The sequence below is a fragment of the Acidovorax sp. DMC1 genome, assembly GCF_056314325.1.
The window spans coordinates 232790-251698 of sequence record NZ_JBQUYO010000003.1; the positions used below are offsets into that span (position 1 = coordinate 232790).

At 64.2% G+C, this 18909-nt stretch carries 11 protein-coding genes and 1 tRNA gene; 1 reads left to right on the top strand and 11 read right to left on the bottom strand.

What is annotated here, in order from left to right; genetic code table 11:
* Positions 1-94: 94 nt before the first annotated feature.
* Positions 95-1567 carry a sensor domain-containing diguanylate cyclase gene (locus ACT531_RS08410; RefSeq protein WP_203422216.1) on the top strand — a complete coding sequence of 491 codons (1473 nt, stop codon included), beginning with the start codon at positions 95-97 and terminating at the stop codon, positions 1565-1567.
* 12 nt (positions 1568-1579) lie between these two features.
* Here ACT531_RS08410 and ACT531_RS08415 read toward each other — a convergent pair whose 3' ends face one another.
* The 11 genes from ACT531_RS08415 to ACT531_RS08465 form a co-directional block, all read right to left on the bottom strand.
* Entirely contained in the window at positions 1580-2812 is a 1233-nt protein-coding gene (locus ACT531_RS08415) for a multidrug effflux MFS transporter (protein WP_476017127.1), read from the bottom strand.
* Between the two features lie 172 nt (positions 2813-2984).
* The gene (bcsG, locus tag ACT531_RS08420; RefSeq protein ID WP_476017128.1) at positions 2985-4562 is read right to left on the bottom strand and encodes a cellulose biosynthesis protein BcsG; all 1578 of its coding nucleotides are present in this window, start codon (positions 4560-4562) and stop codon (positions 2985-2987) included.
* Complete coding sequence (bcsA, locus tag ACT531_RS08425) at positions 4559-6754, bottom strand: UDP-forming cellulose synthase catalytic subunit (protein WP_476017129.1); 2196 nt, start codon at positions 6752-6754, stop codon at positions 4559-4561. Before bcsA ends, bcsG begins: the two co-directional genes overlap by 4 nt.
* A gap of 311 nt (positions 6755-7065) precedes the next feature.
* Positions 7066-7857 carry a cellulose biosynthesis protein BcsQ gene (bcsQ, locus tag ACT531_RS08430; protein ID WP_476017130.1) on the bottom strand — a complete coding sequence of 264 codons (792 nt, stop codon included), beginning with the start codon at positions 7855-7857 and terminating at the stop codon, positions 7066-7068.
* Positions 7858-7870: 13 nt separating this feature from the next.
* Positions 7871-8056 (bottom strand): hypothetical protein, encoded by a 186-nt coding sequence (locus tag ACT531_RS08435; protein ID WP_209817246.1) that lies wholly within the window; start codon positions 8054-8056, stop codon positions 7871-7873.
* Complete coding sequence (locus tag ACT531_RS08440; RefSeq protein WP_476017131.1) at positions 8053-9873, bottom strand: BcsE family c-di-GMP-binding protein; 1821 nt, start codon at positions 9871-9873, stop codon at positions 8053-8055. The genes ACT531_RS08435 and ACT531_RS08440 overlap by 4 nt, the downstream gene beginning before the upstream one ends.
* 1 nt (position 9874) lies before the next feature.
* Entirely contained in the window at positions 9875-13792 is a 3918-nt protein-coding gene (locus ACT531_RS08445) for a cellulose synthase subunit BcsC-related outer membrane protein (RefSeq protein ID WP_476017132.1), read from the bottom strand.
* Entirely contained in the window at positions 13789-14943 is a 1155-nt protein-coding gene (bcsZ, locus tag ACT531_RS08450; RefSeq protein ID WP_476017133.1) for a cellulose synthase complex periplasmic endoglucanase BcsZ, read from the bottom strand. The genes ACT531_RS08445 and bcsZ overlap by 4 nt, the downstream gene beginning before the upstream one ends.
* Entirely contained in the window at positions 14936-17314 is a 2379-nt protein-coding gene (gene bcsB, locus ACT531_RS08455; RefSeq protein ID WP_476017134.1) for a cellulose biosynthesis cyclic di-GMP-binding regulatory protein BcsB, read from the bottom strand. The genes bcsZ and bcsB overlap by 8 nt, the downstream gene beginning before the upstream one ends.
* 497 nt (positions 17315-17811) lie before the next feature.
* Positions 17812-17887: transfer RNA gene (locus ACT531_RS08460), tRNA-Lys, on the bottom strand.
* Between the two features lie 83 nt (positions 17888-17970).
* The gene (locus ACT531_RS08465; protein WP_043566181.1) at positions 17971-18855 is read right to left on the bottom strand and encodes an NAD(P)-dependent oxidoreductase; all 885 of its coding nucleotides are present in this window, start codon (positions 18853-18855) and stop codon (positions 17971-17973) included.
* Positions 18856-18909: the final 54 nt, after the last annotated feature.

The window sequence follows — 18909 nt, forward strand, 5'->3', positions numbered from 1 at the left end:
ACCGCAAGGTGCCGGCCTTTTTTCATGGTGGCGGCCCGGTGTGTCGCAGAGGCGGCGGGCGGCTCGTCAATAATGGCCTCCGGAGGAATCTGCTGTGTCGTCTTCTTTATCTTCGGGTGCGGACTTTGAGCACATGTTCGGGCTGGCGCCGGTGTCACTCTGGCTGGAGGACTACAGCGCGCTCAAGCAGCTTTTTGATCAGTGGCGTGCCGAAGGCGTGACCGACATCCGCCAGTTCCTGGCCCAGGACCCAGCCCGCCTGAGGGCCTGCAGTGCCGCCCTCAAGGTGCTCAAGGTGAATCAGCGCACGCTGGATCTGTTTGCCGCCGAGAGCCAGCAGGTCCTGGAAGCCAACCTGGACAAGGTGTTTCGGGACGACATGCACGACGCGGTGGCGCATGAGCTGTCGCAGTTGTGGGATGGGCAACTGGAGTTTTCCAACCAGACCGTGAACTACGCGCTCGACGGTCGACGGCTGGATGTGCAGATCCGTGCGCGCATCCTGCCCGGCTACGAGGACAACTGGAGCCGTGTGTTGGTGTCACTGGAGGATGTGACGGCCACCGTGCGCGCAGGGGCGGAGCTACGCCGCAGCGAGCGCTACGCTCGCGACCTGTTCGAACATTCGCCCGTGTCCTTGTGGGTGGAGGACTTCAGCGCGGTCAAGAGCCTGCTCGATGGTGTGCGTGCGCAGGGCATTGACGATTTCAAGACATTCATTCGGGTGCATCCCGAGTTCGTGACACGCTGCATGCACGAAATCAGGGTGATTGACGTGAACCAGCAGACCCTGCGCATGTTCGGCGCAGAGAGCAAGGAGATGCTGCTGAACAACATTGGCAGGGTGTTTCGCGGGGAGATGCACGAGTCCTTTGCGGAGCAGTTGCTGGACCTGTGGGAGGGCAAGACCTTCCAGCAGCGCGAAGTGGTCAACTACGCACTGTCTGGCGATGCGGTGCATATCCACATGCAATTCTCGGTGCTGGCCGACCACATGAGCGACTGGGGTCTGGTGCTCCTGTCGCTGGTGGACATCACGGCGCGCAAGAAGGCTGAGGCCTACCTGGAGTACCTGGGCAAGCACGATGTGCTCACGCAGTTGCGCAACCGCGCCTTTTACGCCGAGGAACTCAACCGCCTGACCCGCAAGGGCCCCTGGCCTTTGTCCATCATCGCCATCGACCTCAATGGGCTCAAGGTGGTGAACGACGAGCAGGGCCATGCGGCGGGAGACTCCATGCTGCGCCGCGTTGGCGAGGTCTTGGCCAAGGCTGTAGATGCACCGGCTTGTGCAGCACGCATTGGCGGCGACGAGTTCACGGTGTTGTTGCCCGGTACGGATGAACGTGGAGCCATGGCCCTGCAGGAACGCATCTTGTCGATGCTCGAACTCAACAACCAGTTCTACCCTGGCCAGCACCTCAGTCTGGCCATGGGAATCGCCTGTTGCCAGTCGGGCGATGCGGTAGAGGCTGCAATCCACCGTGCAGACCAAGCGATGTACGCGGAAAAGAACCGCTACTACCAGCAAAAGAACGTGGACCGGCGGCAGTCTGGCAGTCCTTGATACGCAGCTGGATCAGAGATAGACCGGGGTGCGGCCGATCTCGGGCCAGCGATGGTGCAGAAACATCCACGACAGCATGCCAATGCACAACATCAGCAGCGATGACAGTGCCAGCAAAACCGTGGAATGCATCACCAACGGTGCAATGAGGCCCGCCACCAGCCCATTGGCCGTCGAACCGACAAACGCCTGCATGGACGAGGCCATGCCCCGGCGCTCCGGGTAGAGGTCCAGTACCAGCAGCGTCACCACGGGCACCATCAGCGCCCAGCCAAAAGAAAAGATCGCAATGGGTGCGAGTGCCCACCAGGCGTGGGCGGTGAACAGGAGATTGGCGCCCAGGTTCAACACGGCCACCGAAAACATGATGACGAACCCGTGGCGGATCTGGCGCTTGGGCGGAATGCGTCCCGCCAGCCTTCCGCTGAGCCATGCACCGCCCATGATCCCTGAAATGGTGAGCACAAAGAACCAGAAAAACTGTGTCGGTGCAAGCGACAGGTGCTCCCCCAGAAACGCGGGGGCCGACAGCACGTAAAGGAACATGCCATTGAAGGGAACGCCGCTGGCCAGTGCCAGCAGCACAAAGCGTGCACTGGTGCCCAGCTGCATGTAGCCCCGCATCAGGTGGCGCACATGAAAGGGCTGGCGCTGCTCCACATGGAGGGTCTCGGGCAGCAGCCGGAAGTTGGCAGTCCACAGGGCAACGCCTACCAGGGTCAGGAACCAGAAAATGCTGTGCCAACCCGCGTGGACAAACAGCCAGCCACCAATGATGGGTGCAATCGCCGGAGCCACACCAAAGTAGATGGTCACCTGGCTCATGACCTTCTGGGCCTGTGCCGGGGGAAACATGTCGCGGATTACCGCACGCGAGACCACGATGCCTGCCCCCGTGGACAAACCTTGCAGCGCGCGGAAAAAGACCAGCTGCCCAATTGTTTGTGACAGGGCGCATCCGGCGGAGGCGAGCGTGAACACGGCAATGCCCCACAAGATCACGGGCCTGCGCCCGAAGCTGTCCGCCAGCGCGCCATGGAACAGGCTCATGAATGCAAAGCCGAAAAGGTAGGCCGACAGCGTCTGCTGCATCTCCACCGGCGTGGCTCCCAGCGCCGCGGCGACGCCTGAGAACGCGGGGATGTAGGTGTCGATGGAGAAAGGCCCGAGCATGCCCAGCACAGCCAGCAGGATCGCGAGCGCCCAGCGGGGTGCTTTCCAGAGCAGATGGGCTTGAGGATTCATGGATGGAGACCGATGGAGTTGCAGACGCGCGGAAGGACATCACACCGCCGTGCCATTGTGGGATGGCGCGGAGGGCGGATGGATTATGCGGGACGCACTTGGGCGTCTGTGAAAGAGGGGCACCGTCGCGCAACCCCCTGATCACGCCCCCTTCGGCTTCAAGCCAACGCCTTCAGTAGTTGTAGGGAACCCATTCGCCGTTCCCCGAGCGCATCAGGTACTTGCCTTCCATGTTGCGCATCACGATCACATCGGCGTTCTCTGAAACAAACGGGGTAGTGACCGGTGTCGCGAGCCGCTCTGCCAGAGGGCGTGCGGAGTTGGCGTAAGGGTTGTCGCGAATCAGATCGCCCAGCAAGGTGTACAAGCCCAGATAGCTCATCGGCTGGTTCACGACAAGGGGACCGGGAGGAGGGGATGCGTCTGATGCCTTCATGCCCACCAGCTTCACCGCAGCCGGGACAAGGGTGATGCGGGGGCCGGGAATCTCCCGCATGCCCGACATCTGGATCTTGTCTCCGCGCAGCGACGCCCCATGCTCGGGAACCAGCATCACGACAACGGGGCGTCCAGATGACTCCAGCTCAGAGATGAACTTGTCGAAGTCGGCGAGCAGTTGCACCAGGCGGGGCTTGAACGTCTCCAGGCTGTTGCGTGAAGCCATGCCCGGTACGCGATTGCCATCGTGCAGCGAGATGGTGTTGTAGTACAGCGCTACCGGTCCGGTACTGCGGTCAGTGCTGCGCTTCTTCCACCACTGCGCCAGCAGGGCATGGTCGTTGTAGATGGGCGAGCCATCAAAATTCTGCATGTGGACGGGTGCCCCCTGGTTGGATTGCAGCTTGCCCGCAAGACCTCCGCGTTGCTCCAGCGCATGCGCAAACTCTTCATACACCCCGTCGTGGTTGAGCAGCGCAGCGGTCTGGTAGCCCACTTTCTCCAGGTTGGGAAATACATAACACTGCGGATCGATGCCCTCGTACAGCTTGGTGTGCGGTGTTTGTCCGCAGGTGCCGTGCAATACCCGCAACGAGGCCGGCCCGCTGTAGCTGGCGGCACTGTTGAAGTTCGTGAACAGCACATCAAAGCGCTTGAGGAACGGGTTGTCGCGCTGTCCTACAAAGTCCATGTCGTCCCATGAGAGGGAACAGACATGCAGCAAGATGATGTCGAACGCGGGTGGTCCGTTGGGCGCGGTGAACTGAACGCGCCGCTGGCTTTCGCTGGCATAGAAGCGCTGCAGCAGGGCGTCTGGTGACGTGTCCTGGCTGTCGTTGGGCGCAGCAGCCGAATTCGATCCATTGGCTGCAGCCATGGTGGTTGGAGATGTAGCTGCCTGCTCCTGCAAGGCCGCGACCACCGGCACGCTCAACAACGTCAGCAATGCAAAGGTTCCTGCACGCACCCGCCGGGCCAGTGCCGAATAAAGCACGATACCGGCCAATCCCACCAGCAGTATTTCAGGGTTGAACACCCGCTGGGCGAGTTCCAGCCAGTAGTCTGCGCTGAAACCGCTCAGCGCTTTGAGCTGTGACAGCACGCGCGCCGGGCTGGGGAGGTATGAGTCGGCATACAGAAGTGCGATGGCTGCCAGTATGGCGATGGCCGTGCGTGCACGTCGCCACCCGTTGTGCGCAATAGGGGGCAGCATGGACGCCCACAACAGCAGGTTCAGCCACCAGTTCAGGCCGATGTAGCCACCAAAGTACAAACCTACCTTGGCAAGGAAAATCAGGTGCCAGAAGCTCATGCCGGCAGCCTTTCTTGCCCGCGCTGCTTGCGAAGGGGCCATCGGCTGCGTGCCGATTCCACCAGCGAAGCCCAGAACTTGCGGTAGCCCAGAACACCCAGCTGCGCGATTTCCTGCAGGCCATGCAAAGGCCGGTCGGTATCGTGGCTGTCGTTCCATTGCGTCCAGGTGTCGGGGCGGGCAAAGGTGCACTGCACCAGATCGATTTGTTGTTCGCGCGTCATGGGGTCAAACTGAAAACCGGTGGCGCTCTGGCCCCTGTGCAGCATCACCGTGGCTGGAAAGACGCATTCCGAATCGTTGCGCCACAGTCCTACCTGCACCTTGTCTCCTACGGCCAGCGGTATGCCTTCAGGCAACTGCAGGCCCACACCGGTCATGGAAAAGTCGATACAAACGGCCCGTAGCACTGTCCCATCGTCCAGGTACAAGGTCGCGGGCAATTGCGTGGCCACGCGGTGCATGCGCCGCACCTGGCGGGCCTCGGACGCCACACCCAATGCAGCACCTAGCATGAGGATGCTGTAGACCGTCCACAGCAGGTTGAGGAGCACGGTGGCGGTTTCCTCGGTGTTCCAGAAGAACAGGCGCAACAGGCCCATGCCAAAGGCCGCAAAGTTCAGCAGAACCAGGATGGTGTAGGGGCGGGAGATCACCCAGTCGAAATACGGCTCATCCACCAGCCCGCCCTTGGCTGTCACGTTGAACTTGCCCAAGCGCGGGTTGATCAACGCCACCGTGGTGGGCAGGGCCACATACCAGGCCAACACTGTCTCGTAGACCTCCGCCCAGAAGGTGTGCCGGTGCTCGCCTTGCACGTGCGCATTGGCAATGTTGGACTGCAGGATGTACGGCAGCACGTACAGCGCAATCATGATGGCGCCTGCATTGATGATGTGCCATTCAAAAAACAGGAAGGCCATGGGCGCGGTAAGGAACACCAGCCGCGGCAGCCCGAAGAAGAAGTGCACCATGGCATTGGCGTAGCAGATGCGCTGCCACAGCGTGAGCCCCTTGCCCAGAAAGGGGTTGTCCACGCGAAAGATCTGCGCCATGCCGCGCGCCCAGCGGATGCGTTGGCCCACGTGGGCCGAAAGGCTTTCCGTGGCCAGACCGGCGGCCTGCGTCTCGTTGATGTAGGCCGTGGTGTAACCGCGCCGGTGCAGCTTGAGGGCGGTGTGCGCATCCTCGGTCACGGTTTCCACGGCAATGCCGCCCACTTCCAGCAAAGGTCCACGCCGTATCACCGCGCAGGAGCCGCAGAAGAACGTGGCGTTCCAGAAATCATTGCCATCCTGGATCAGACCGTAGAACAGCGCACCCTCGTTGGGGACACGGCGGAAGGTACCCAGGTTGCGCTCAAACGGATCGGGCGAGAAGAAATGGTGCGGCGTCTGCAGCATCGCGCACTTCGGGTCGCGCTGGAACCAGCCCACGGCCGTGGTCAGGAAGGAGCGTGTGGGGATGTGGTCGCAGTCGAAAATGGCAACCAGCTCACCATCAGTCTTTTTGAGCGCGTGGTTCAGGTTGCCAGCCTTGGCGTGGTTGTTGTCGGGCCGCACGATGTAGCCCACCCCCATGGATTCAGCGAATGCACGGAATTCCTCGCGCCGTCCGTCGTCCAGGATGAAGACCTTGACCTTGTCTTGGGGCCAGTCCAGTGCCATCGACGCCAGCACTGTGGTGCGCACCACGCTCAACGGCTCGTTGTAGGTGGGGATATACACATCCACCGTGGGCCAGGACGCGGGCGTACCTTGCAGCTCCGCCGGACGGCGGTGCAGGGGCCAGGCCGTCTGTATGAAGCCCAGTACCACCACCAGCCAGGTGTAGGCCTCTGCCGCCAGCAGGCCATAGCCCAGGAAGGACTCGATGACCGAGTCGAATTCAATCGACGAAGTCAGGCGCCACCAGGCATAACGCCCCATGGCCAGCAGGCTGATGGCTGCAAGCGCCAGCGAAGGATAGCGGCCTGGCAGGCGCCGGAGCACCAGGGACAGTCCCCAGCAGAGCAGCATGAACAACAGTTGCCCGAACCAGTTGAATGGGGTGGTCATGACGACCAGACCGGTGACCGCCCCCACCGCCAGGATCACCCAGCGCAGACCCGGAATCTCCAGGGCCGGTGTGAGCCACTGGTCTGCCAGCCGCATGCCCTTGCCCACGTTGACGTGGGTGGCCAAGCGGTCCATGGCCCGCAGGAAAAGCCGGATCGGCCAGAAAAGCAGATTCAGTGCGAGTGCCACACCCCTCCAGAGCCAGCGCATCGCCCAGCCGAGGCCTGCCCATAGACCCCTCACTGGACGCAGCAACCAAGGGCGTAAAGCGCGCTGCGGCGAGGGCGGCAGCACAAAGCAGCGCCACAGCCACATCCACCAGGGAGCACCAGGCTCAATCTCCAGCCAGAGTCGGAGCCATCCCAGCACTTGGTGGGCAGGTGCTCGTACACCCGGTGGCTCAGGGGATGGCGTGGGCGTCGTGATGCTGGAAGGGGCCTGGTCCGTCATGGTGCCGCCACCTCTGCTGCAGGCGAAGGCAGCACCTGCACGGGAGACACTGCCGACAGCCAATGGAAAATGCCCTGGAGATCGTGTGCAGACTGTGCATGTGGGGCCATGCTGTTCACGGACTGCGATGCCGCCAGCGCACGCGCGAGGTTCTCGTCTTCGTGCACCGTGTACGGCAGCAACTGGCTTCCCCACTGCTCGCGCAGAGTGGTGAGTGCTTCCCGGTGTGAGGCGCGGCGCGGGTCAAAACGTGTGACTGCGATGCCCTGCGCGTTGGGCGCTGCTGGCGATGCCTGCAGCATGGCGCGTACGCTGTCCATGCTGGCACATCCGCGGGCAGACGCTTCCAGGACCACCAAAACCGCATCTGCGCAGCGCAGCGCTGCCTGGGCCAACGGCGAAGGCCATTGCGGTGTGTCCAGCAGCACTGTGCAATGCTCCGGCACATCGAGCAGTGCCAACTGGTCTTGCAGCCACTGTGGGTTGGCCGCCAGCAGTTGGTGGAGTGTGGTGATGGTATCTGGCGCCGCCGGGCCAAAGGGAAGAACGCCTACGCCGTCTGTGTTGTCAAAGCTGCCATCCGCCCACCATGAGCCCGTGGCGGCAAGTGCTGCCCACCCCTGGCGGGCGGGGCGTGGCATGCCCAGGTGCATGCCCAGCAGATTCTGGGCACACAGCTCCACGGCCAAGGTGGGCTGACCTTGTCGGGCGCCCAGCGACGCCAGGTGTGCGACCAGGGTGGTACGCCCAGACCCGCCGAGGGGCGAAACAACAGCAATCACGCGCATGCAAACTCTTTGTTCATGGAGCCTTGTTCACCCCGTCTTGCGGAGGAACGGGGGATTCTTCAGGCGGAAGGGCTGGGCGGTAGGGCTGCACACAGCGCAGCGGCTGGCGTGCTTGCAGCATGCGGCGCAGCAGCCTGGCACAGGGCCAGGCCAGCAAGGCGCCCAGCAGCACGTAAACGAGCACCCACGCATTGCTCATGCGGAAGCCCTCCCGAGTGCACGTGGCACGGCGCGCCGTCCGATGGGGCGAGGTCGCACTTGCGGGCTCGCCGCAACTGGCGGCTGGGCGCTGGGCTGCTGGTCTTCCAGAGGGTTGTGCTGGGGTAATGCCGGCGTTGCCTTCGGCGCCTGCGCCTTGGGTGTAGCGGAACTGTTCACAAGGACGGCAGCCGGTGGAGCGCTGACGTCGGCCAAGATGGCGCTGTAGTCAGGCACCCCTTTGCGCAGGGTCTCCTGCAATTGGTCGGTCATGGCGCGTATGCCGGGTGCGGAGCAATCTGTGGCCTGTGAGGTGAACAACTGGGTCAGTGGCAGCGCAAACACACGCTGCAGGGCCAGCTCCACATCGGGCTCCCGGCAGGCAAAAAGGAACACGTAGATTGCTTCGTGGTCGGCCGTGAACAGGTCTCCATCGCGAGAGGTGTGACAGGCACGCAAGGCATCGATGTGCGGCATCTGGTCCAGCATGTTCAGCCGGACCATGCTGTGCGACAGACCGATGTCATGGGTGCGGTCCAGCATCCCCCGTACCAGCGTACAGAACCGTGCCGGGGCCTGGTAACCCCGCTCACGGGGGGGCATAAAGCTGTCGAGCGCCAGCGCATAGTCGGTGTGTACTTTGCGGGTATGGCTCTGGGCATTGATGTCCTGCAGCAGTTGCAGCAGGCGCGAGAACCCCACCTCTTTGTAGACCACCACGCTGGCGCCCAGTTGGAGCAGTGCCTGTTCGCTGTGGGTGCGCAACTTGCCCAGGTTCTCGCGCACCACGATCTTGAGCGTGGGGGGGCGCGAGAGGCGCAACTGGTGCACCAGGCGTGCGCGGGACTCGAAATCGCTCGCAGAGCCCGCATCGATCAGCACCGTGGAGGCCACGCAGGTGGCGGCAGCCACTTCGATGTCCTCCAGCCCATCGAAGATGCGCCAGTGGCCGGGGATACCGCGCTGCCCCTCCACCGATGCCCGGGTGGCCAGCACACTCCATTGGTCGGCCGCAGTGACCAGTTCGGGTGTGGCGCCCTGGGTGCGCGTGCCGTCGGCAGCCAGCCGGTGGGTGCTGGCGTCCTGCACCAGGCCAAAGCCCGTCTGAAACAGTGCCCCGGTGTCCGAACTCCAGCGGTCCAGGCTCAGGCGCCAGCGGTCTGCGTCGGCATGCAAGGTGGCAATGTGCATGGACATCTGGCACAGGTTGCGTAGCGTTGGTAAAAGGGCGCTGGTGTCCAGTGGTGGGGTGAATCCGAGCACCACAGGGCGAGGCCGTTGGCGGCACAGTGTGCTGAGCTGGTCGCTGACCCGGGCGAGTTGCGCCATGTTGAGCCCGGACAGCAGGTTCTGTGCGTCGTACAGATGCAGCGCGTGCTGTGGTGGCAGGCCGGTGCGTTCAAGCTCCTGCAGCAACGCACTGAGGCCGTCGCGCTGGACTTGCGCGTGCAATCCCGGTGAAAATGTCCAGGGCCTCAGCCGACCCGTTTGGTAGGCGGCTTGTACTGCCGGGCGCTCCAGCAATTCATCCAACCACTGCGTGCTGGATGCGACCAGCCCCAAAGGGCCTGCCGCCAGGGCATCTTCAATGATTGCGGGGAACCATGCCGCAGCGCTGCGGCTGTCGGCGGCGACGAGGGATACGGGCACATGGGCCGGGAGTTGGCCGATACCGTCCGGCAGCCCTGCAATGCCGATGTTGGTCGGTCGCATGGCGTTGCCGGCTGCACCCTTGGAAGGCCAAAGGCGTGTGGCGAGCGAACGCAGCACACCGCTGGCGGGTGGGCTCTTGCGTGGGGATGAAGCGGCAGAGGACATGTCAGAAGCTGGAATAGGTCTGCACCGGACGGGGGCGGTTGTCCAGCGGAGCGTTCCCGGGCTCAAAGCGGTAGCGGCCGTACACCATGAAATTGGTGGGCGCGTAGTAGGCCGAACGATCCAGCTCCAACTGTGCACCCAGTGCGAGGTGGGGGGTGACCTGGTACTCCAGTGCGCCCCTGAATGAGCGACCGAAACCCGAGCCCGAACTGCCCGCATACACCGGAACACCACCGTCGGCCGCCAGCCGGGCACGCGCCAGGGACTGCAGGAGTGCGCTCTGCGGAAAATAGTCGCTCTCGCCACTGCTGCTGCGCGAGACGGACACAGACCCGCGCGCGAGCCACGTGAGTGCGCCACGGCGTCCGCTCCACTCCAGTGGCAGGGCGACGGACACGTAGTTGCGCGGGCTGTAGTAGCCCCCGTGCCCGAAGCTGTACTCGGCCAGGTCTTTGCCATAGCGCCAGGCCGACACGGCAACCCCGAGGTTGACCACCCCGTCAGCATGACGCCATACGTCGCGGTCCAGGGCCCATCGCAGTTGCATGCGGGTGTTGGTCGCCACGTTCTTGCCGGTGAGCGCGGCCAGGCTGAGGCTCAGCGAAGTGCTGTAGGGGCCCATGTCGGTGGAGAGGCGGCCTGCAGCGCCCGTTGCCACCACGCCGCCCCATACCTGGCCTGTGATGGGGTCGCGTGCCCCTGCGTACGACAGCAGGCTGCCGGTGATGGGGCGCCGATACGCTTCGAGGTTGTAGCTGTAGCGGCCGATATCGCCGGTCTTGGACAGTCCCCCTACGACATTGGTCACCGGAAAACCTACCCCGGTGGTTCCGATGTCCCACTGGATGTCGTCGCCAACGTAGCCGAACCCCAGGTTGGACCCCTGCCCGCGTTGGCGTCGCTCGGTGGCAAACGGCGACCCGGGCGGTAGCGCCGCCACCTGCCCGTAGGTGAGCAGGTCCGGACCGTCAGCGGGAAGATCGCCCGCATCCAGCTGCACCCGATCCACGTGCAGGAAGTAGTGCCCGTCGTAGCCACGCGGCATCCACGCCACCACAGGTCGCTCCCAGCCGTGCAGGCTGGAGATGCCGTCGGTGGAGCGCTTGCTCAGTGCCTGATGTCCCGCTTCGATCCGCGGCTGGCGCCGTGCCTCGATGGCGTCGATCTCGCCCTGGATCTTGGCGACGACGGCGGGGGCGGAGGGGACGGACAGCGTGTAACTCTGCTGGAGAGCCAGTGGTCTGTCTGAATCAACCGGCGCCTGGGCCTGGCTGTCTGAGAGCGTTGCAGTCGGGGGAGTGTCCTTTCCGCGCGTCTCCAGCATGAGCGCACTGCGGAAGAACACCATGGCCTGTGCGTAGTTGCGGTTGGCCCGCTCCAGGCGCGCTGCATGCAGCAGCACGTCACTGTCCTGCGGAAAGCGGTCCAGCAAACGGGTCGCCAATGCCCGTGCCTCGTCCATGCGGCCAATGCGTTGCCAGATGCGTAGCAGTGCCAGTTGCTGCCCCACATCGCTCGGAGGGATGCGGTCTTTCAACCAGTCGGCCTCATTGGTCGCAGCCCGCCGGTCTCCGGTGTCCTGCAGTCGTGACAGGGTGTCCGCCAGCGCCATGCGAACAGACAGATCATCCGGTTGTGCGGATGCCAAAGGCTTGAGCAACTGGGCGGCATGGGCATATTCGGCTGCAGCCATGAGCAACCGTGCCTGGGTCAGGCTGCGTTGGCGTGGTGTGGAGAGTGTGTCCGGCAGGGGTGTCGCCTGGCGTGCCAGGCGCGAGGCTTCGTTGGTACGTCCGGCCTGCCGCTGCTTCTCGATGAGCCGCTCCTGGTGCGCGGTGTACAGCGCTACCAGCCGGCTTTCTTGCTCGGCGCTCCAGCCCTTGGTTTGCAGCAGGCGAGGCAATTGCTCGGCGAGGCCGGCATCGTCCTCCGCCCGGTTGAGCAGCTGTGCGTAGTCCAGCTGCGTGTCTGGCGCCAGCGTGGGGACACGCGCTGCCAGGCGATGAAAGACTGCCACGCCCCGCGCGGGCTGTGCACGGAGAAACCAGGCATTGGCAACGCTGTAGAGCAGGTCTACTTCATTGCCCGCTGTTCGCTCCGCTTGCTGTAGCAGTGCCTCGACTTCAGCTGCCGGCAGGGGTTTCAGGGCCTGCGTGACGAGCGACTTGACCTGGGAGCGCCGCACTAGCGCGCGCATGGCGTCTGTCTGATCGGTGGAGGGTATCCGCTGCATGTCTGCAAGGGCAGCGGTGTCATCGTCCAAGGCCGAACGTATCAGGGCGCGGGCATACAACATCTCGGCACTGACAGTGCCGGACGGAATACGTGCCACGCCCTCATCCATGGCGTGCAGTGCTTCCTGGGGGCGGCCCAGGCGCAAGTAAACACGTGCGAGGCGGTGCCGTAACCACGCATCGTCAGGGGTCAGTACCACGGCAGACTCCAGCGCATGCAGTGCGGGGCCCAGGCGCTGGGCCTGCAGGTCGTCCTCTGCCTGGGCCACCAGCACATCCGCCTGGGCACTGGCGAGTTTTTCGGCGAGTGTGGTGTCACGTGCAGCGGCCTCTGCCAGCAGGGACTGCGCTTTGGTCACCCGCCCGGTGCGGGCATAGAGGCTTGCCAGGCCTTTGATGGCGGAAGTGCTGTTGGGCTCCTGTTGGAGGGCCTGTTGGTAGAAATTCTCTGCCAGCGCATGGTCACCCTGCAGGTCGCGAATGCTCGCCAGGGTGGTCAATGCGTCAGCACTTTGGGGCTGCATCTGCAGTGCGCGTTCGGCCAAGCTGGCAGCGGTGACGAGTTCGTTCTGCTCGACAGCTCGGTCGGCCTGTCGCAGCAGTCCCCAGAATCTGGCGGTAGCCTGCAGGTCCTTCCAGCGGCCCTGGCGTGTGAGCGCATAGGCCTGGCTGAAGAGGTCCTGCGCCTGGGCATGCTGGCCCTGGCGCAGGCGGATCAACCCCAAGTTCCCCAGGCTCTCTCCGTCCTGGGGGCGCAAGGCCAGCGTCGCCTGGATCTGCTCTTCCGCCAGCTCCATATCGCCCTGGTCCAGTGCCGTGCGCGCTGCCTGACGGGCGATGTTGGCCGGGTCGCGGGCCGCGCGCTCTGCGCGTTCGACCGCCTGTTGCATGGCGGCCAGTCGCTCCACCATGGCGCTGTCAGCCGGATAGCGCTGCAGAAATGCGCGCACGCGGGGCAGGTTGGCGGGTGTGTTGGTCAGCCGGTCCAGGGCGCGGCGCCAGAGGTCTTGCAGCTGCTGGGCATTGGTATCGGGCTGCTTTGCCAGGGCCTCGATCTCCTGCACCACGGCCGTTGGGTTGCCACCCTGGTACATCCGCAGCTCCAGCTGTGCCAGCCGGTAGCGGGACTCCCCGGTCTGCTGGTACAGCTTGGCCAGCTGGCGCTGGGATTCGGTGCTCTGCTTGGCGGTGGAGCCCATGATTTGGTGGTACTCCAGCGCCAGTCCGCCGAGCGTGGGCGGGCCTTGCGGGAACAGCTCGCGCGCCAGGTCGGCGGCCTCGGCCTTGCGGCCTGCGCGTGCCATCAGGCGCATCTGGGCGAGTTTTTCCCGGTCGGGGCCATACACGCGCACCAGAGTTTCCAGTTCCTGGGTCAGCACATGGCTGGGGTGGCGGGCACGCAAGGTGGCCAGAGCGCGTTGGGCCTCATCGGTTTTCTTTTCGCGCAGAGCCAGGTCGCCCAGCGTTGCCAGCCCCTCAGGAGAGTTCGGGTCCATGGCCAGCAGTTTGTCCACCAGCTGGCGGGCCATGTCCGGCCGGTTCTTGCTGGCCCACAGGCGGGCGCCGCTGAGCAGCTCCGCTTCGATAGCGGGTGGGGTGCTGGCATGCACGCCGTGCTGCCCAGGCAGGCAGGCGGCGGCAAGCAGGGTCAGTGAGGGCAGCCAGCGGCGTGTACGGCGTTTCACGGTTTCCATCGCACAGTGAGTTGGCCGTTGGCGGTGAAGCGATAGTGCCCCTCCATCGCGCCCAGCCCAAACAGGCCGAGGACCTGCTCGTAGTAGGCCGTGGGGCGCAAGGGGCGGGCCTCTAGGCGCATGCGCTGCGATTGCAGGGCGCGATCATCCCCCACCGCGCGCAAAAACGGCAGGACTGCCGCCGAGAACCCGGACGGAGCGGGGCCCGAGGCCTGCGCCGTCAGGATGTCGATGGATTCCGGCGGGTATCCCTGCTCCCGCACAAAGCGGGCCATCGGCTGCAGGGTCTCCAGCAGGGCCTTGCGCCCGGGGGAGTTGGCGTGCAAGGTGCCCGCCCACAGATAGACGCGGATGGCGTTGTAGCTGCCCTGGCCTTTTTCCTTGCCCTTCTCGTCCACCAGAAAGCCCTGCTTGGTGTCGTACACGGTCCAGTCCGGCGTGAAGCCCTTGGGCGACGCGCCCTGGATGACCTTGAGCGAACTGTCCACCAGTTGCTTCCATTCGGGCTGCGGGTCCACCGCTGCCAGCCAGTGCATCAGGTGCATGGGCATGTAGCTGGGGTTCAGGCGCCAGCGACCGTCTCCCTGCGCAAAGCCTTGGGGTGCAGGCAGAAGGGTCAGTCCCAGGCCGGGCAGTTGTGCGGTTTCTTCACGCAGGATGCGGGCTGTCAGCAAGGCCGAGAGCGCGCGGTAGCTGCGCACGTTCCACAGGCGGCCAGCTTCGCCCAAGGCGTACGCAATCCAGAGGTCGGCATCAGAAGCGGCGTTGCTGTCGATGACCCCCCAAGAGCCATCGGGGCGTTTGCCCCAAAGCCAGGCCGGGAGGCGGGCGGTCATGTCGCCGTCGCACAGGTTGTTTTCCGTCCAGCGCAGTAGCTTGTCGAAGGCGGCGCGGTCGTTGGCCACCAGGGCAAAAAACAAGGCATAAGCCTGGCCCTCGGAGTACGTCTGCCCTCCCCCCGCATCGTCTGAGACGACGCGGCCGCCTTCGTTGATGAACTGGGCCTTGAAGGCCTCCCAGGCGGGCCATCCGGGGCGTTCTGCTGCGGATTGGGTTTGCGCGCGGAGACTTGGCAGCCAGGACAGCAGCGCGGCACCGCCGCCAGCCTGCAGGGCCGTGCGCCGACGGAGGGAATCAGTCATGCTGGGAGGCCAATCGGCGGCGCGCCATGGTGCGCAAGGCGCCATAAACGATGAAGGTCAGCAGAAGGCCGGTGGCGATGCCCGCCAGCGCCAGCAGCAAGGGGTGACTGTGCAGGTGGAACCACAGGCGCTGCCACCACGGCAGGTCGCCCACGTAGTACACCGGCTTGATGCGGAAGCTTTCGATGGCGTCGCCGCGCATCAGTCCCAGATCGCCGCGCAGGCTCTTGATCTTGCCCGCGTCGTTCAGGCTCTGGCTCAGCAGCCCCATGGCTTCCTTGTCCGTGGCGGTGAGGGCCACCACACTGCGCCCGCTGTGCAAAGGCGATTCAAAGCCGGTGACGGCAGCCAGCGGACCTGTGCCTTGCAACACGGCTTGCCCGCCGGACGCGGAGAGGCGGTGTTCGGACTCCAGGTTGAACAGTTCGATGAACGATCCCAGGGCCCGCTCCAGGGGCTGGACGGACCGTGCCCCGGCGGCCAGCAGCGCCGGCAGATGGTTCTTCCATTGCTCCAGCAAACCATCGGCGTCGGCCTGCGACACGATCAGGATGTCTGTGTCGCCAGCCTTGTTGGCATCTGCGGCGCGCAGCAGCTGAAAGCGGGTACCGGGATAGCCGGTCGATGCACTCATGCGGCCCACGGAGGTCAGGAAGACCTCGATGTCTGCGGTGCTGGGCTGGTTGGGCAGGATGATGGAGGTCTGGGCCAGGTCCGGCACGCGGGTGAATGGGAAGCCACTGTTGGCATAGGCCGCCAGATTGGGCATGGCCAGGTAGTGGCGAAAACCCGTGAGGTCGATGGTGGACTGTGGATCGATGGCCGCAAACAGTTCGGTCGGCGGCGCGGACTTGCAGCGGCCCAGGTCGTTGGGCGGTATCTGGAACGCGAACTGCAACTGGTTGTCGCCACCGATCATGAAAGCCGGAATCTTGAGGTCCGAACGGTTCTGGGCGTTCCCGTCGTCGAACAAGGGCAGCATCACCGTGTTCTTGCCACTGGTGCGGTCGTCTCGCGACTGCAGCGGATACGACTGGATGAACTGGTTGTTGATGGAGATGTTCAGGCTGCCATGGTCCGAAACACTGCTGGGGGTGTAGCGGTAGGCGAGGTCCAGCGGCACGCCCTTGGCGTTCCAGGTGAACAGGTCTGGGGCCATGCGGGTGTAGATGTTCACCGTGTCGTTGAGCACCGTGCCACGCAATTGCAAGTCCGAAGGACTGCCCACCAGCTCGGCCAGCTTCACGGGCCGCTGGGTGGTGATCCAGCGGGGGGCGTCATAGGGCTTGGTCAGTGCGGGATAGTCCAGCGACTTCACGGCAATGGTCTGCCCGGACAAAACCGCTTTTCCCAGGGCCAAGGCGTCGGCCGCCATCTGCAGCTGGGCGTCGTCCTTGCCCAGCACCAGCAGCAATTTGGCGCCTGGTACTTCGGGGTGGTTGACCACCGAGATCGTGGGCTCGGTCACGGGTGCCATGTCCTGCAGGAAAGCGGGACGTTGGCTGTTGGTGGCCAGCACCACGGCGTGCGAGCGGGGGAGCTGGTTTTCCAGCACCGGGAACTGGTTGCCTCGGTAGCCTGCGAGCATGCCGATCCAGCTGGCGATGGAGCCAGACGCCTTGAGTGTGCCGGTGCTGGGTTGGTTGCCAAACACAAACGGCAGCTTGACGGGGCGGTTGTCCCGGGGGTCGAAGAACGGTGCCGGCAGCAGCGCGAGGTCATTGCGCAGAGGGATCTGCCGCAGCGAAAGCTCCAGCTGGCTGTCGTTGCTGATGGTGGCCCACAGGCTGGAATGGGTGGGCGTTTCACATTCCATCGTGTAGTGGCCGATGAACTGGAAGCGGAACCGGTTGTAGTCCGTGAAATAGCGGGGGTCGATGTTCAACTCGACCGTCTGTGGTGTGCCCAGACGCTCCTTGTCCAGCACCACTGTCTGCAAGGTTTCGTCGTTGAGCATCAGCTTGAGATGCGACAGCGAAGGAATCAGCGCGGGTGACAGCGTGAAGGTCAGGCGCAGCTTGGCAGCTTCGACGATTTCGTCGCGCCGTACACCCACCCCCACGCTGGCTTCGCTCTCCACACCGCGCAAGGCGATGGGGCGCCCCACGCCCAGCTCCTTGAGGCTGACCTTCCACTGCCGCGCAGGCAACGCCGCGTTGGGGGCAGCCGGGCTTGCCCCGCTCGTGTTGTCAGTAGCCTGCGCTGCGCGGTCTGCCTCGCGTTCCTGGCGGGCCATCGCCTTCTCCTTGGTCGCGGCGTTTCGGGCCTTGCTGGTCTGGGCCTTGGCTTCAGGGGTGGGGGCGGAGATCAGCCCGGCAGTGATCAGCGCAATCAAAAGGGGGAGTGCGCGGGTAGCGGAAGTGGATTTCACAGTGTTCTTTTTGCTGGCTCGTACCTGGTGGATGGGACGCGTTGGACCCATGCCGGGGCGGTGTCACTTGTATGACAAAGTGTATCGAGGAGGCAGTGCGCGGCGGCTTCGCAAGACAGTTGTTTGCAATTGCGGGGCCGATAGCGTTGCTGCTTCACAGCAGCAAATACGCGAAGAGTGGTCGCCTGGATTCATGGTTCGAAAAAACGGTGCGCGACTGTTGCACTGTTCGGGGCCCGTGACATGGTGTGTTGTACGTCTATGGCCAGCGAACAGCAAGCAGCCCACGCGGTGGTTCTTGCAAAGACACATCCGTTGCCGCCCGTGGAGGGCGGACACCGGGGCCGTAGGCCCCAGGCGGCCAGACGATGATGCTGCCGGCGGATGACTCCTGACCCTGGCGGGCCGGGCTGCCGCTGACGGGGAAGCAATCGGTCTGAAAACAAAAAAGCCTGCTACTTATGGGTAGCAGGCTTTTTGTGCCTTGCGGCTTGATTTGGTGGGTCCTGAGTGACTCGAACACTCGACCTACGGATTAAGAGTCCGCTGCTCTACCAACTGAGCTAAGAACCCAAATCTTTAAAATTCGTCTGCATCGCTGCAGAGCCTCGAATTATGCACTAGTTTTTGCGATCTTTGCAACTCGCGCCCAAAAATTATTGCATCGCATTGCGGCTGGCCAGTTCCACAAAGAGGCCGCTGTGGTCCAGTTCGCCCAGGCCGTGGTCCACGCCCTCGGCATACAGCGCCTCAAAAAGGGCCGTGATGGGGGCATCGAAGCCGGTCTCTCGGGCAGTGGCCAACGCATTGCGCATGTCCTTCAACTGAACGGCCATGCGGCCCCTGGGGGCAAAGTCGCGTTCCACCATGCGCTGGCCATGCAGCTGCAGGATGCGGCTGTCGGCAAAACCACCGCTGATGGCTTCGCGGACCTTGGCCATGTCGGCGCCTCCCTTGGCGGCAAACAGCAGGGCTTCGGCCACGGCGCCGATGGTGATGCCCACAATCATCTGGTTGGCCAGCTTGGCCAGCTGACCCGCACCGTGCGGCCCGACATGGGTGGAGCGGCCCAGGCAGGCGAATACGGGCTGGGCGCGCGCAAAGTCCTCGGGGCGGCCACCGGCCATGATGGCCAGGGTACCGGCCTCGGCCCCGACGGTGCCTCCTGATACCGGTGCGTCCAGGTGGGCCACGCCCAGCTCGCCCAGGCGGGCCGCGTGGTCGCGCGCCTCGCTGGGCTGGATGGAGGCCATGTCGATGAAAAGAGCGCCCGGGCGCATGGCCTGGGCTGTGCCTTGCTCAAACAGGACCTGGCCGACGACCGGCCCGTTTTCGAGCAAGCTGATGGCCACATCGGCGTCCTTGACGGCATCGGCAGGGCTGCTGTGCACGGTGACACCCCATTGCGTCAGCGGTTCTGCCTTGGCGCGGGTGCGGTTCCATGCGTGTACCTGGTGGCCTGCTTCGCTGAGGCGTCGGGCCATGGGCAGCCCCATCATGCCAATGCCAAGAACGGCGATACGAAGCGGAGTGGTAGTCATGGCGTTGTTCTTCTTGGGAAAGGAGTTCAAGAGCGTCTCTGTTGCCATCATGTG

Bases quoted from the DNA above. Each gene is read 5' to 3' on its own strand.
- ACT531_RS08415 (WP_476017127.1), bottom strand. From the start codon at position 2,812: ATGAATCCTCAAGCCCATCTGCTCTGGAAAGCACCCCGCTGGGCGCTC.
- bcsG (WP_476017128.1), bottom strand. From the start codon at position 4,562: ATGAGCTTCTGGCACCTGATTTTCCTTGCCAAGGTAGGTTTGTACTTT.
- bcsA (WP_476017129.1), bottom strand. From the start codon at position 6,754: ATGGACCGCTTGGCCACCCACGTCAACGTGGGCAAGGGCATGCGGCTG.
- bcsQ (WP_476017130.1), bottom strand. From the start codon at position 7,857: ATGCGCGTGATTGCTGTTGTTTCGCCCCTCGGCGGGTCTGGGCGTACC.
- ACT531_RS08435 (WP_209817246.1), bottom strand. From the start codon at position 8,056: ATGAGCAATGCGTGGGTGCTCGTTTACGTGCTGCTGGGCGCCTTGCTG.
- ACT531_RS08440 (WP_476017131.1), bottom strand. From the start codon at position 9,873: ATGTCCTCTGCCGCTTCATCCCCACGCAAGAGCCCACCCGCCAGCGGT.
- bcsZ (WP_476017133.1), bottom strand. From the start codon at position 14,943: ATGACTGATTCCCTCCGTCGGCGCACGGCCCTGCAGGCTGGCGGCGGT.
- ACT531_RS08465 (WP_043566181.1), bottom strand. From the start codon at position 18,855: ATGACTACCACTCCGCTTCGTATCGCCGTTCTTGGCATTGGCATGATG.